A 13,491-nucleotide genomic window follows, 5' to 3' on the forward strand; every position below is an offset into this window, starting at 1 on the left:
TTCGGTCGGTGATTTCGGAGATTGCGGACGACAAGAAGACCGATGAGGCCGTGGTCTACGCCAAATGGGCGGCGTCACAGATCGACGATGCCACGATCGTCATGGACAAGCTGGCGCCGTTCCTGCGCGAACGTCTGGATGTGACTGAGCGAAACGATTTGCTGCAGATGGTGAACCGCGCGGCGCAGGCTGGTGAGCAACCCCTGAAGATATCCGACCAGCGGGTACTGCGGCTGCGGCAGAAGCTGGGCTTCGAGGTCAACTAGGGTGTGCTGATATTCAGGTGATGCCGGCCTGCGAACGGCGACTTCCTGCGCTTATTACAGCGCCGCGCGCCTTTTGGGCGCGCAAAGGACGCTGTAGAACTCTGATTTTGCGCATGACCTTTCGAAATCAAATTCGATGTCGGAATCATGCGCGGGCTCACGTACCAAAAGTACGCTCCGCTCCGGTTCTCGGAACTCACCGTTCTCGGCTCGGCCTGACCTGAAATCTCAATTTCTGGTGGTTGGACTTTACATGACAATGATGGGCTTGTGCTGCTTCGCAATCTCATCAAGCATGCAACCCGTGGCTATCCCTGGTCGGAACCGGGCGGCGAGTCGCTATCACGCTGCCTTTTAGCCGAGCCGAAAACCTGAAGCGTCAAATATGAGATGACGGCCAGTGATCAACGGGATCATGAGCGCAGGGCCAGCTTCGTTCCGATGTTGCAGCGGCTGGCCTGCGACATAGGGATGTTGTTTCAGCGTTGTCTGCCAGATCGTTGGAAAATCCACACCCTTGACCCGCGCTGTATTGCACTCCCGGACAAGCTTCGAGACGGTTTCGGTCATGTATCACCTACTAATATCGCTTTTTACAAGAATCGTGTGAACGCGCGGGGCGGCATTGACCTGGATCAACTTCGCAGAAAATTCTTATACTTGAGAGGTAAAATGTCGAACCGTGTCATCCGAAACACTGTCGGGCAACTCTGCTGGTTTCATATTTTTTCGCCTTGGCCTGCACCGCGACGGCGTTAGCGCAAGATGACCAGCTTTGACATCATTGTCGTCGGGGCCGGCCCGGTTGGACTGGCGTTTGCCGCGTCGCTTGCCGCAAGTGACCTCAAGGTCGCGTTGATCGAACGCCGGTCGATGGCAGATCTGGCGCAGCCCGGCTTCGACGGACGCGAGATTGCACTCACTCAAGCTTCAGTCAAAATTCTACGAGAGCTCGGCGCATGGGATGCCATTCCCTATTCGGAGAAATCGCCCCTGCTTGGTGCGCGGGTGCTCAACGGATCGAATCCTTTCGCGCTGAGCTTCGATGCGCCAGCGGGAAGCGTGAAGCCACTGGGGATTCTGGTCCCCAACCATTGGATTCGCAGTGCCCTTTTCAGCGTTGTCCGCACACGGGAGCATGCATGTGTGTTCGCTGGCTGCAACGTCGTCGCCGCCCAAATCAATCGCGGTGGCGCGACGGTGACCCTCTCAGATGGTCGACAGCTCCAAGCCCAGCTCCTCGTGGCGGCGGATTCACGCCTGTCTGTCCTGCGCGATCTGCTGGGCATCGCCGCGCACGTCAATCGGCTCGGCTGCTCGATGCTGATCTGCCGTGTGCGGCATGAGCTGCACCACCACCGCATCGCGACGGAATGGTTTGATGATAAGCAGACGATCGCGATGCTGCCGCTTGCGAAAGGCGTGTCGTCACTGCTTGTGACACTTCCCGCAAACGAGGTTTCCCGGCTTGTCCTGATGAACGATGCTGCTTTTCTCGCAGAGATAACCCTGCGCTGTGGTGGACGGTTGGGTAAGATGTCGCTGGCCAGCAGCCGCCACGCCTACTCACTCGTCACGAGTTGGGCAGACAGGTTCTGGACGCCGCGCGCCGCGCTCATCGGGGATGCGGCGGTCGGCATGCATCCGGTCACAGCGCATGGCTTCAACATCGGCCTTGGCGGTCAGCATCGGCTTGCTAAGGAAATTCTGACGGCTTGGCGCAAAGGAACCGATATCGCCGATCCAACCTTGCTGCGCCGATATGAAGCCCGGCTAAGGCTGAGCGCCGCGCCGCTTTACTATGCCACCAACATGCTGGTTAAGCTTTACACAGACGAGCGCCCGCTGGCGCAGGTCGCAAGGCATGTTGGCCTTCGGCTCGGTCAAAATCTGCCATTTGTCCGACGTGGGATTTCTGCCGTGCTGAGGCGCTAGCTTCGGTCTTAGAGGCTCGGGCTGACCGCCGCGCCTCGAGCGACGAATTCGACTTTGATTTTGCACCACGACAAGTCCCTTGCGCCTTCTACTCAGAAGCAACGCGTCGCCCGATTTCGCATCCATGGCTGACAGCGGCGGTACGCAACATCAGGGCAGAAGTTTGGATATGGGCCGAACCGTATAGCCATCCCTGCGTTCTGCCCGACTTCGAAACTGCCCCGTTCTGCGCAAGGTTTGCTCTGGCAACATAGCCCATGCTGGTGTTCGAGATGGCGAGCACCTCTGGCCCAGACGTGCCCAGTGCACCCACTCAGACGGCCACGGAATACCTGCCTGTTCCTGTCTCAAGGTATTTGTCGAATTTCGCCGCCACAGTCCTGACAAGAGGACGGCTCTCCTGCGGCACGACAAAATTATTGCCGTCAATTTGTAGCAGCCTGCCTGAGCCGCCGATCGCGACGCGGCTTGCCTGACAGATGAGCCTTTGGCCAACCTCACCGAAACGCTCCACCAAGTCGAGCGCCGAGAAGGCGAAGTTGCACATCAGGCGCTCGATGACCCAGCCCCTTGCCAGATCATCAACGCTGAGTTCTATGCCGCGTGCGGCCGCCAATTGGCCGGCAATCACGGCCTTCTCATACTCGCCCGTCACAACGATATTCTGGGCGTAGCCCTGCCGGAAGCGGCTGATGGAGGATGGGCCAAGACCGATCAGGGTTTCGCAGTTGTCCTCGGTGTAGCCCTGGAAATTGCGGCGCAGGCTGCCCGTGCGCGCCGCGATGGCGAGCAAATCGTCCGGCCTGGCAAAATGATCAAGCCCGATCGCCTCATAGCCGGCTCGCACGATGATCCCAGCGGCAAGCTGCGACTGCGCTAGCCGTTCGGCGGAATCGGGCAGCCAGGCCTCGTCAATCATCGTTTGATGCTTCTTGAACCACGGCACATGAGCATAGCCGAACAGCGCAATCCTGTCGGGCTCCAGCGTCAAGGCGTGCGCGACCGTCGCGGCGAGGCTTTCAAGCGTCTGGTGCGGCAGTCCGTAGAGCAGGTCAAGATTAACCGATTTCACGCCGCGGGCGCGCACGCCCTCGACCACACTCTTGGTCAGCCGGAAACTCTGCTGGCGATTGATGGCCTTCTGCACCTTGGGATGGAAATCCTGTACGCCAAGACTTGCTCTCGTCATGCCGATCGCGGCGAGCGCATCCAGACGGGCTTCGTCGATGTCGCGGGGTTCGATCTCTACGCTTATACTGGCATCGGGGCAAAGATCGAACCGGTCCCGTAAGGCTTTTCCGAGCGCGAGCATGTCGTAGGGTTTCAGGATGGTCGGGGAGCCGCCGCCAAAATGGACAGCACGCACGCGGCCCCTGCCCCTTATGAGACGCCCGACCGTTTCGATCTCGCTATGCAGAGCGCGCAGGAAGGTTGCCACCGGCGCATAATGCCGCGTGTGCTTGGTGTGGCAGGCGCAAAACCAGCACAGCGTGTGACAATAAGGAATGTGCAGATAAAGCGACAACTGGTCGTCGCCTTTGAGGGCATCGACCCAGCCTCGAAGCAGACCGGCATCGACACCGGAGTGAAAATGTGGCGCGGTCGGGTAGCTTGTGTAACGCGGCACGTTCTCGCGCAGCATGGCGGTCAGTTCGGGACGGGTGCAGTTGGTTGCTGTTTCATGCATTGGGGGCAACTTGCCCTGTGCAAAGCGCGGCCGCCTTGATTTCGATCACGGTTGCGGGAGCAGGACAAACTGACGCAACACCTGACGCAGCAGCGATGCTATCTTGCTGCCATCATTATCCTTTCGGGACGCACGATGACCATCCGACAAGACGTTCAAAGTGATATTATTCCTGTGATTTGCCAATCCTGCGATGCACGGGACCGCGGGCTATGCGGGGCGCTCGAGCCGGCCCAATTGATCGACTTGGCCAAGGCATCGTCGAGACACTGCATTCCGCCCGGAACCGAGCTGATCGGAGACGCCGAACCGATCGAAACCTATTCGAACCTGCTCTCGGGCGTTGTAAAGCTGACCAAGGTTCTTGGGGACGGACGCCAGCAGATCGTCGGGCTTCAATTCGCGCCCGATTTTCTGGGCCGGCCGTTCAAGTCGGAAAGCGAGATCAACGCGGAGACCGCGACCGAAGTCTCGCTGTGCTCGTTCCCGAAAGCGGCCATCGAGCGGATGATGAGGGAGGCGCCGGCTCTAGAACACCGCCTGCTCAAGCAGACACTGATGGAATTGGATGAGGCTCGCGAGTGGATGGTGACTCTGGGCCGTAAGACGGCGGCTGAGAAGGTAGCGAGTTTTCTCTTCCTGATCGCGAGGAATATCGACCCGGCGACGGACACCAGCAAGGGATCGGTAACTTTCGATCTGCCGCTCACCCGTGCCGATATCGCCGACTTTCTCGGCCTGACGGTCGAGACCATCAGCCGTCAGCTGACAAAGCTTCGTGCCGACGGCGTGATCCAGATCAAGAACAGTCGTCATGTCGTGGTCGATAACGTGAGCCGGCTGCAACGCTGTTCGGGCACTTGGGCGTGTTCTGACGCTTAGGTCTCCGGTCGGTTCGTACGATTCTGCTGTGCGATAAACGGCAGGACGTGCTCGCGCTCGAATGCGATGTGTCGCCGTGACGCACAAAAAAAGGCCCTCAACATGAAACCGAGGGGCCTCAGGGTCGGCGACGCCACCGCCATGCCCGATTGTCAGCAGGGTATCGGTCAAATCCTGTGCCGCGCACTCGTCCTCGATGTGCTCGGCCCGCAAGCGACGTAGCGAAGCCGTCCTCTCGCCATCAGTTGCGTCTCTCGCAAACGCAGGAAAGAGATGCTCTTCCTCACGGGCATGGCTCATGCGCAGCAGCGGCACCAACTCGTTTGCCATCAGCAGGCACTTCAACCGATCCACCGAGGGCAATCCGTCGGCTATCGCCTCCAGCTCGTCGCAGATCCGCAACTTGCGATCGTGAAAATGACAGACATCCTGGCACGGCCGGCTGGCATGAAGGCAGCCTTCGACAAACGGCCAGGCTTTGCATTTGACGACGATTGAAGATTTGCAGTGGGCCATCTGGGTCTCCGCGTGAATTCAAGACGCAGAATTGTCCGACTGGCGATCATCGCCCTTGACATGGATCAAAGCGCCAACACGCCGTTTACGGAATTAGTGGGGAGCGGACCATCAAATGCGGCGTCAGGGACATGTCATGAGATTTGCCACAGAGATCGTCGTTTTGAGCTTGTGCGCATTCGCGGCCCTGGTCGGCGCCGGCTTCGGTGTGGACGGACCTTTCCGGCAACATATGTGGGTGTTGTTCTTTGTCCTTGCCGGTTTCACGACCATTCTGCTGCGCAACACCGAACTCAAACCGGCAGCTCCGATTGATCCTTCGGCCTATATGGATGGGCCGATCCGTTATGGAGCCATCGCCACAGTGTTCTGGGGCGTCGTGGGCATGCTGGTCGGCGTGGTCATCGCGCTACAGCTGGCCTACCCGGACCTCAACATTCAACCCTGGTTCAACTTCGGTCGATTGCGGCCCCTTCATACATCCGGCGTCGTCTTCGCCTTCGGCGGCAACGCGCTTATTTGCACCTCGCTCTATGTGGTGCAACGAACCTGCCGCGCCCGGCTGTTCGGCGGCAATCTCGCCTGGTTCGTCTTCTGGGGCTATCAGCTTTTCATCGTCATGGCCGCGACCGGCTATCTGCTGGGCGTCACCGAAAGCCGCGAATATGCCGAGCCGGAATGGTATGTTGACATATGGCTTACGATTGTCTGGGTCGCGTACCTGATCCTTTTCCTCGGCACCATCCTGAAGCGCAGGGAACCGCATATCTACGTCGCCAACTGGTTCTATCTGTCCTTCATCGTGACCATCGCCATGCTGCACGTGATCAACAACCTCACGATGCCTGCGTCGCTGCTTGGATCGAAGAGCTATTCGGCATTTTCTGGTGTCCAGGACGCACTCACGCAATGGTGGTACGGGCATAATGCGGTCGGCTTCTTTCTGACGGCCGGCTTCCTCGGCATGATGTATTACTTCGTGCCCAAGCAGGCGAACCGGCCGGTCTATTCCTATCGGCTGTCGATCATCCACTTCTGGGCGTTGATCTTCCTCTACATCTGGGCCGGTCCGCATCACCTGCATTACACCGCCCTGCCCGATTGGGCGCAGACGCTCGGCATGGCGTTCTCGATCATGCTGTGGATGCCCTCGTGGGGTGGCATGATCAACGGCCTGATGACCTTGTCAGGCGCTTGGGACAAGATCCGCACCGACCCGATCATTCGCATGATGGTTGCCGCGATCGCTTTCTACGGCATGTCGACCTTCGAAGGTCCGGTCATGTCCATCAGGACGGTCAATTCGCTGTCGCACTACACGGACTGGACCATCGGCCATGTTCACTCGGGCGCGCTCGGCTGGGTCGGTATGATCTCGTTCGGCGCGCTCTACTACATGGTGCCGAAACTCTGGAACCGCGAACGTCTCTATTCGCTGCGGTTCGTCACCTGGCACTTCTGGCTGGCGACTCTCGGCATCGTCGTCTATGCGGCGGCGATGTGGGTCTCCGGCGTCATGCAGGGGTTGATGTGGCGCGAATACGACGAGAAGGGGTTCCTGGTCTACTCCTTCGCCGAGACCGTGGCCGCCATGCATCCTTACTATGTCATGCGCGCCGCGGGCGGCGCCATGTATCTCGCCGGCATGCTGATCATGGCCTGGAACGTCACCTTGACCATTCTTGGCCGGCAGCGCGAAGAACGGCCATTGCCGGGTTCCGTATCCGCTTTACAGCCTGCCGAATAAGGAGCCAGACATGGGCTTGATAGCCAAACACGCCCTCATCGAGAGAAACGCCACGCTCCTTCTCGTCGGGTCGCTGCTGGTGGTGACCATCGGCGGCATTGTCGAAATCGCTCCCCTCTTTTATCTCGATAACACGATCGAGAAAGTCGAAGGCATGCGGCCCTATTCGCCGCTGGAGCTCGCCGGACGCAACATCTATGTCCGCGAGGGCTGTTATCTCTGCCACAGCCAGATGATCAGGCCGTTTCGCGACGAGGTCGAACGATATGGCCACTATAGCCTAGCGGCCGAGTCGATGTACGACCATCCCTTTCAGTGGGGTTCAAAACGTACCGGTCCGGATCTGGCGCGTGTCGGCGACCGATATTCCAACGAATGGCATACACAGCACCTGACAAACCCGCGCTCGGTCGTGCCTGAATCGATCATGCCGAGCTACGGGTTCCTCAAGGACACACAAATCGCCGAGAAAGACTTCTCAACCCATCTCGTGGCGAACGCTCGCGTCGGCGTTCCCTACACGCCAGACATGATCGCCAGTGCCAACGCCGATCTGAAAGCACAAGCAGACCCGGCCGCGGATACGACGGCCCTCGAGAAGCGCTATCCCAAAGCCAAGGTCGGTGATTTCGACGGCAATCCAGCCCAGGTTACCGAGATGGACGCGCTGGTCGCGTATCTGCAGATGCTCGGCACGCTGGTCGATTTCAGGACCTACGACGATGCAGCTGGCTACCGCTAAGGGGGGACGCATGGGCTATAATTTGATGCGGGAGTTCGCCGACAGCTGGGGCCTGCTTGCCATGGCGCTGTTCTTCGTCGGCTGCATTGTCTTTGCCCTGCGCCCCGGTGGCAGAACACGGGCCGATCAAGCCGCCCAGATCCCTTTCAAGGATGACTGATCATGAGCTGCGAGCATATCGACGAAGTCTCTGGCATCTCAACGACCGGTCACGAATGGGATGGCATCAGGGAGCTTAACAACCCGTTGCCGCGGTGGTGGGTGATAACCTTCTACGTCACCATCGCCTGGGCGCTGGCCTACACCGTTGCCTTCCCCGCCTGGCCCATGCTGTCTTCAGCGACCAGGGGCGTGCTGGGCTATTCCAGCCGCAACGACGTCAAGAACGAGCTCGCGGCAGCGGAAGCCGCCAAAGGCAAATATATCGCCGCCATTCAGCAGAAGACCATATCCGAAATCGCTGCCGATGATGCGCTGCGTGAATTCGCTGTCGCAGCCGGCGGCGCGACGTTCAAGGTCAATTGCGTGCAGTGCCATGGCTCGGGCGCTCAAGGCTCCAAGGGCTTTCCAAATCTCAACGACGACGACTGGCTGTGGGGCGGCAAGGCCGAGGAGATCCAGCAGACCATTACCCACGGCATCCGCTTTGCTCCCGACCTGGATACTCGCCAGTCGGAAATGCCGGCCTTCGCAGACGTGCTTCAATCCGAGCAGATCAGCCAGGTCAGCGCGTATGTGGCTAGCCTTTCAGGTCCGGTGCGCGACAAAACCCTGATCCAGTCCGGCGCCAACGTGTTCGCGGACAATTGCGCTGCCTGTCACGGCGAAAACGCAAAGGGAAACCGGGAGGCTGGGGCTCCCGACCTGACTGACGCGATCTGGCTTTATGGCTCGGGCGAAAGCGCAATCGCCGCGCAGGTCCGCGCACCCAAGCAGGGTGTGATGCCAGCATGGGGAGCGCGTCTGGGGGAGACAAAAGTGAAGGAGCTTGCGGTCTACGTGCATTCGCTTGGCGGTGGGGAATAGGAGAAGCGGCCTATTCACCTCCCACCACCGTCAAGCGACGAGGCCCGGCTGTAGCCGGGCCTCGACCTACCTCATGGCTCGCGGGATTGATTTGCATCAAGGTGGCGCGGCCGCCTCTGGGGCAAAGCTTGCTCGACGGGAAGCTGCAGACTGCTCGACTGGAGGCGCGGTGCTGGACCAAAGGCAGATCGAACGGCGCGCAGCCGAGGCTGTAAATTCTGCCAACGTTCGGCAACCGCTCTATGCAGCGCGCAAGAAGATTTTCCCGAAGCGTGCTTCGGGCCGTTTCCGCCAGTTCAAATGGCTGGTCATGGTGATCACACTCGCCATCTATTATCTGACGCCATGGCTGCGATGGGATAGAGGCCCCTTCGCGCCGGACCAAGCCGTGCTGCTCGATCTCGCGAACCGGCGCTTCTACCTCTTCTTCATCGAAATCTGGCCGCAGGAATTTTATTACGTCGCGGGCCTTTTGATGCTGGCCGGCATCGGCCTCTTCATGGTCACGTCTACGGTCGGGCGGGCCTGGTGCGGGTACACCTGTCCGCAGACGGTCTGGGTCGACCTGTTCCTCTTCGTTGAACGCGCGATCGAAGGCGATCGCAATGCCCGCATAAGACTTGAAGCCGGTCCCTGGAGCGCGCGCAAATTGCTTCTGCGTGCGATCAAACATGCCGTGTGGCTGGTGATCGCAGTTGCCACGGGCGGGGCCTGGATCTTCTACTTTGCCGATGCGCCGAAGCTGTTCGGCGAAGTCGCCACAGGCACGGCGGCACCCGTCGCCTATGTCACCATCGCCATCCTGACCGGAACCACATACGTGTTTGGCGGGCTGATGCGCGAGCAGGTCTGCACCTATATGTGCCCCTGGCCACGCATCCAGGCCGCCATGCTCGACGAAAATTCGCTGACCGTGACATACAACGACTGGCGCGGCGAACCCCGTTGGCGCCATGCCAAGAAAGCCTTGGCCTCCGGCCAGCCTGTCGGCGATTGCGTCGATTGCAATTCCTGCATGGCGGTCTGCCCGATGGGTATCGATATCCGGAATGGCCAGCAGATGGAGTGTATCACCTGCGCGCTCTGCATCGATGCCTGCGATGGCGTCATGGACAAGCTCGGCCGCGCGCGCGGGTTGATCTCCTACGCAACGCTGGCGGACTACAATGCCAACTTGGCACTGGCGACCGCCGGCGGCACCGGTGCCATCAACCCGGCGCTGATCAGGAACTCGAGCACCACCTTCGTCGACGGTGTCGCGCACTTCCATCTGCGAAAGATCTTCCGGTTGCGCACCTTCATCTATCTCGGGGCGTGGTTGGCGATCGGATTGGTGCTCATCACTTGGCTGCTCACGCGTGAGCGGCTGGAATTGAATGTCCTTCACGACCGCAATCCGCAATTTGTAACGCTTTCGGACGGCTCGATCCGCAACGGCTACATCGTCAAATTGCTCAACATGATCCCCCAGCCGAGGACGGTCGTGCTCACCCTGGAAGGGCTCGCCGGCGCGGAAATGAGTATCGTCGGCGTCGACCTTCCAGCCGGCCGCTCATTCGCCGTTCCAGTGGAGCCGGACCGGCTCACAATGCTCAAGGTTTTCGTCCGCCAACCGGCGGACCAAATCAACAAACCGATGCAAAGCTTCAAGTTTCGGCTTGGGGACGAGGCAAGCTCTGAATCGGCCGAGTACACCGCCAGCTTCAATGCGCCGGAGATCGCCAGATGAAAGCCAATACGCAAAGTAGACGCGAATTCACTGGCAAGCATATGCTCCTGACAGTTCTCGGTTTCTTTGGCATCGTGATCGGCGTCAACCTGACCATGGCAACGCTCGCCAGCACGAGTTGGACCGGCCTTGTGGTCGAGAACACTTATGTGGCTAGCCAGCAGTTCAACGAAAAGGCCAGGGAAGGACGGGCACAAGCAGCACTTGGCTGGGAAGGCAGTTTGACCATAGTCTCCGGCGAGGTTCGCTACAGCGTTTCCGATGCTAAGGGCACAATGGTTCCGCTGCACGGCGTGCGGGTCCTGTTTCGGCACCCGGCCTACGACGCGCAGGACAGAGCTGTGACACTTGCCGCGGCGTCAGGTGGCCATAATGATAGCCTCGGGGAATTTGCCGCGCGTCATACACCGAAAGATGGGGTCTGGATCGTCGAGATCGACGCCGATGCGGGCCTTGCTCTGCCATTTCGTGATGTCCGCCGCATCATGATCTCGAAGGGGGCGCTGCGATGAGCTGCTGCGCGCCGGGCGCCGACGCGGCACTGGTCGTCGTCGACGCAGCATCCGCCCTGCCGTCAAGCGACGAGGTCAAACTGGCCAGCCGCAGTTTGGGCGGCGACACGCACCAGACCGATCTGTCGTTGCCGACAGTTCACTGCGCGGCCTGCATACACGCCATTGAGACGGCCTTGAGAAAGCTGGAGGGCATCGAAAGCGCTCGCGTAAATCTATCTACCAAACGTGTGTCGGTGCGCTGGCATGGCGACCAGGTGCCACCGATTTTCGCTACGCTGGGACGGCTTGGCTTTCAGGCGCATCTGTTCGACCCGCAGACCGCCGAGGAGGACAAGACCTTGTCGGAGCTGATCCGGGCGGTTGCCGTTTCCGGCTTTGCCGCCGGCAACATTATGCTGCTGTCTGTTTCGGTTTGGTCCGGTGCGGAAGGAGTTACCCGCGACCTCTTCCATTGGGTTTCGGCGCTGATTGCAATCCCTGCCCTCGCCTTCGCCGGGGGCATCTATTTCCGTTCGGCGGGGAAGGCGCTTCGCCATGGGCGGATGAACATGGACGTGCCGATCGCCGTCGGGATCTCACTCGCCTATGCCATGAGCCTCTACGAAACGATCACGCATGGTGAGCATGCCTATTTCGATGCGTCGGTGTCGCTGCTCTTTTTCCTGTTGATCGGTCGCACGCTGGACCATGTGATGCGTGAACGGGCACGCACCGCCGTGCGTGGGCTTTCGCGGCTAGCCGCACGCGGCGCTATCATCCTGCGCAGCGACAGGACCCGCGAATACCTGCCGGTCGGCGAGATCGAGCCGGGTATGGATCTGGTGATTGCAGCCGGAGAGCGCGTGCCCGTCGATGGCGACATCCTCAATGGCAGCTCGGATCTCGACTGCTCGCTCGTTTCCGGCGAAAGCACGCCGCGTACCGTTGGCCCGGGAGCACATATCCAGGCCGGCACGCTCAATCTCACTGGTTCGCTCACCATGCGGGCGACGGCGGCCGCGAAGGACTCGTTTCTCGCGGAAATGGTTCGGCTGATGGAAGCCGCCGAGGGCAGTCGTTCGCAGTACCGCAGGATTGCCGACCGCGTCTCTGCCCTCTACGCCCCGGTTGTGCATTTGGCCGCACTCGTGACCTTCCTTGGTTGGATGGCCGCATCGGGCGACTGGCGTCTGGCTATGACAACCGCAATCGCTGTTCTCATCATTACATGCCCATGCGCGCTCGGCCTTGCCGTGCCGATGGTGCAGGTGGTCGCGGCGCGGCGCTTGTTCGATGCCGGCGTCATGGTCAAGGATGGTTCGGCCATGGAACGGCTGGCGGCCATCGACATAGCCGTGTTCGACAAGACCGGAACGCTCACCCTTGGACGGCCGCGGCTTGTCAACGCGCCCTCCATCGATCCGGCCATGCTGGCGATCGCAGCCGGCATGGCCATGCATTCGCGCCATCCGTTCTCGACGGCGATCGCCGGTTTTTCAAGCTCTTCCAATCAGCCGAGGCTGGCTTCGATCAGCGAGCACCCGGGCTTCGGCATCGAGGCCACCACGGAGGCGAACACTTGGCGCCTGGGACGACGGGGATGGGCCGAATGGAAGGCTGGGACCGGTGGGGACTGTAAGTTTGGCGGCTACGGCGGGACGGTGCTTTCGAGGAACGGCGTGATCGTCGCCTCGTTTGACTTTGAGGACGCCGCGCGCGCCGACGCCTGGACCGCGGTAAAGGAATTGAAGGATGCTGGCGTGTCCATCCAAATGCTGTCCGGGGATACCGCAAAGGCTTGCGGTGAGGTGGCCAAGTCCTTGAGCATCAGCAACTTCGTGCCCTCGCTTCTTCCTTCCGGCAAGGTGGAGCGCATCGAGGCGCTGACCAGGGCCGGCCACAAGGTCTTGATGGTAGGCGACGGGCTCAACGATACGCCCGCTCTGGCGGCTGCGCACGTCTCGATGGCTCCCGCAACCGCGGCCGATATCGGTCGCAATGCCGCCGATTTCGTTTTCCTGCGCGAGGGCCTTCTGGCGGTGCCTTTGGCATTGGATATTTCACGAAAGGCAGGCCGGCTGATCCGCCAGAACGTAGCCATTGCAATCGTCTACAACATCTTTGCCGTGCCGATCGCCATATCAGGGTACGTGACGCCGCTCCTCGCGGCGATCGCGATGTCCACCTCGTCACTGATCGTTGTCGGAAACGCCATGCGGCTTCACGCCTTCACGAAGCGTGCGGGGCTTGGGAATGTTCTGCCCGAAAAGCGCGCACGGCCTGATATACTGGTCCAGTCCCGATGACGACCCTCGTCTATCTGATCCCCGTTGCGCTCTTTCTGGGCGCGCTTGGATTGGCCGGTTTCCTATGGGCTCTGCGTAGCGGCCAATACGAGGATCTCGACGGAGCGGCAGAGCGCATCCTGATCGACCGGGACGACAAGCCGGACGGTTTGACTGAACGC

General features: G+C 60.3%; 11 protein-coding genes and 3 pseudogenes. 11 read left to right on the forward strand and 3 right to left on the reverse strand.

The annotated features are described in order from the left end of the window. A pseudogene (locus tag M727_RS0126960) lies at window positions 1–266 on the forward strand (hypothetical protein); the annotation flags it as partial. 354 nt (window positions 267–620) lie between these two features. Here the strand turns inward: M727_RS0126960 and M727_RS0126965 are convergent. After that, on the reverse strand, window positions 621–836 hold the full coding sequence (locus M727_RS0126965; RefSeq protein ID WP_027155239.1) for a hypothetical protein: 216 nt from the start codon (window positions 834–836) through the stop codon (window positions 621–623). Window positions 837–1,031: 195 nt separating this feature from the next. Between M727_RS0126965 and ubiM the strand changes: the two genes are divergently transcribed. Then, the gene (ubiM, locus tag M727_RS0126970; protein ID WP_027155240.1) at window positions 1,032–2,201 is read left to right on the forward strand and encodes a 5-demethoxyubiquinol-8 5-hydroxylase UbiM; all 1,170 of its coding nucleotides are present in this window, start codon (window positions 1,032–1,034) and stop codon (window positions 2,199–2,201) included. Window positions 2,202–2,514: 313 nt separating this feature from the next. Here ubiM and hemN read toward each other — a convergent pair whose 3' ends face one another. Beyond that, entirely contained in the window at window positions 2,515–3,888 is a 1,374-nt protein-coding gene (hemN, locus tag M727_RS0126975) for an oxygen-independent coproporphyrinogen III oxidase (protein WP_027155241.1), read from the reverse strand. 135 nt (window positions 3,889–4,023) lie between these two features. On the opposite strand from hemN, the gene M727_RS0126980 reads away from it, so the two are divergent. Then, complete coding sequence (locus tag M727_RS0126980) at window positions 4,024–4,770, forward strand: Crp/Fnr family transcriptional regulator (protein WP_027155242.1); 747 nt, start codon at window positions 4,024–4,026, stop codon at window positions 4,768–4,770. A gap of 213 nt (window positions 4,771–4,983) precedes the next feature. On the opposite strand, the pseudogene M727_RS43260 reads toward M727_RS0126980, so the two are convergent. Continuing rightward, window positions 4,984–5,286: pseudogene (locus M727_RS43260) on the reverse strand (hemerythrin domain-containing protein); the annotation flags it as partial. Window positions 5,287–5,422: 136 nt separating this feature from the next. Here M727_RS43260 and ccoN point away from each other — a divergent pair. The 8 genes and pseudogenes from ccoN to ccoS form a co-directional block, all read left to right on the forward strand. Beyond that, window positions 5,423–7,033, forward strand: coding sequence for a cytochrome-c oxidase, cbb3-type subunit I (ccoN, locus tag M727_RS0126995; protein WP_027155244.1), 1,611 nt, complete (start codon window positions 5,423–5,425; stop codon window positions 7,031–7,033). Window positions 7,034–7,043: 10 nt separating this feature from the next. After that, window positions 7,044–7,775, forward strand: coding sequence for a cytochrome-c oxidase, cbb3-type subunit II (gene ccoO, locus M727_RS0127000; protein WP_027155245.1), 732 nt, complete (start codon window positions 7,044–7,046; stop codon window positions 7,773–7,775). Between the two features lie 10 nt (window positions 7,776–7,785). Continuing rightward, window positions 7,786–7,935 (forward strand): CcoQ/FixQ family Cbb3-type cytochrome c oxidase assembly chaperone, encoded by a 150-nt coding sequence (locus M727_RS0127005; RefSeq protein ID WP_027155246.1) that lies wholly within the window; start codon window positions 7,786–7,788, stop codon window positions 7,933–7,935. Between the two features lie 2 nt (window positions 7,936–7,937). Then, window positions 7,938–8,801 (forward strand): cytochrome-c oxidase, cbb3-type subunit III, encoded by an 864-nt coding sequence (ccoP, locus tag M727_RS0127010; protein WP_027155247.1) that lies wholly within the window; start codon window positions 7,938–7,940, stop codon window positions 8,799–8,801. A gap of 169 nt (window positions 8,802–8,970) precedes the next feature. Continuing rightward, window positions 8,971–10,530, forward strand: a complete 1,560-nt coding sequence (gene ccoG, locus M727_RS0127015; protein ID WP_027155248.1) for a cytochrome c oxidase accessory protein CcoG — start codon at window positions 8,971–8,973, stop codon at window positions 10,528–10,530. Beyond that, window positions 10,527–11,042 carry a FixH family protein gene (locus M727_RS0127020; protein WP_027155249.1) on the forward strand — a complete coding sequence of 172 codons (516 nt, stop codon included), beginning with the start codon at window positions 10,527–10,529 and terminating at the stop codon, window positions 11,040–11,042. The genes ccoG and M727_RS0127020 overlap by 4 nt, the downstream gene beginning before the upstream one ends. Further along, window positions 11,039–13,330 (forward strand): cation-translocating P-type ATPase, encoded by a 2,292-nt coding sequence (locus tag M727_RS0127025; protein WP_027155250.1) that lies wholly within the window; start codon window positions 11,039–11,041, stop codon window positions 13,328–13,330. Before M727_RS0127020 ends, M727_RS0127025 begins: the two co-directional genes overlap by 4 nt. After that, window positions 13,327–13,476, forward strand: a pseudogene (ccoS, locus tag M727_RS37630) (cbb3-type cytochrome oxidase assembly protein CcoS); the annotation flags it as partial. The gene M727_RS0127025 and the pseudogene ccoS, both read left to right, overlap by 4 nt. Window positions 13,477–13,491: the final 15 nt, after the last annotated feature.

Source organism: Mesorhizobium sp. WSM2561, assembly GCF_000513915.1.
GTDB lineage: Bacteria > Pseudomonadota > Alphaproteobacteria > Rhizobiales > Rhizobiaceae > Mesorhizobium > Mesorhizobium muleiense.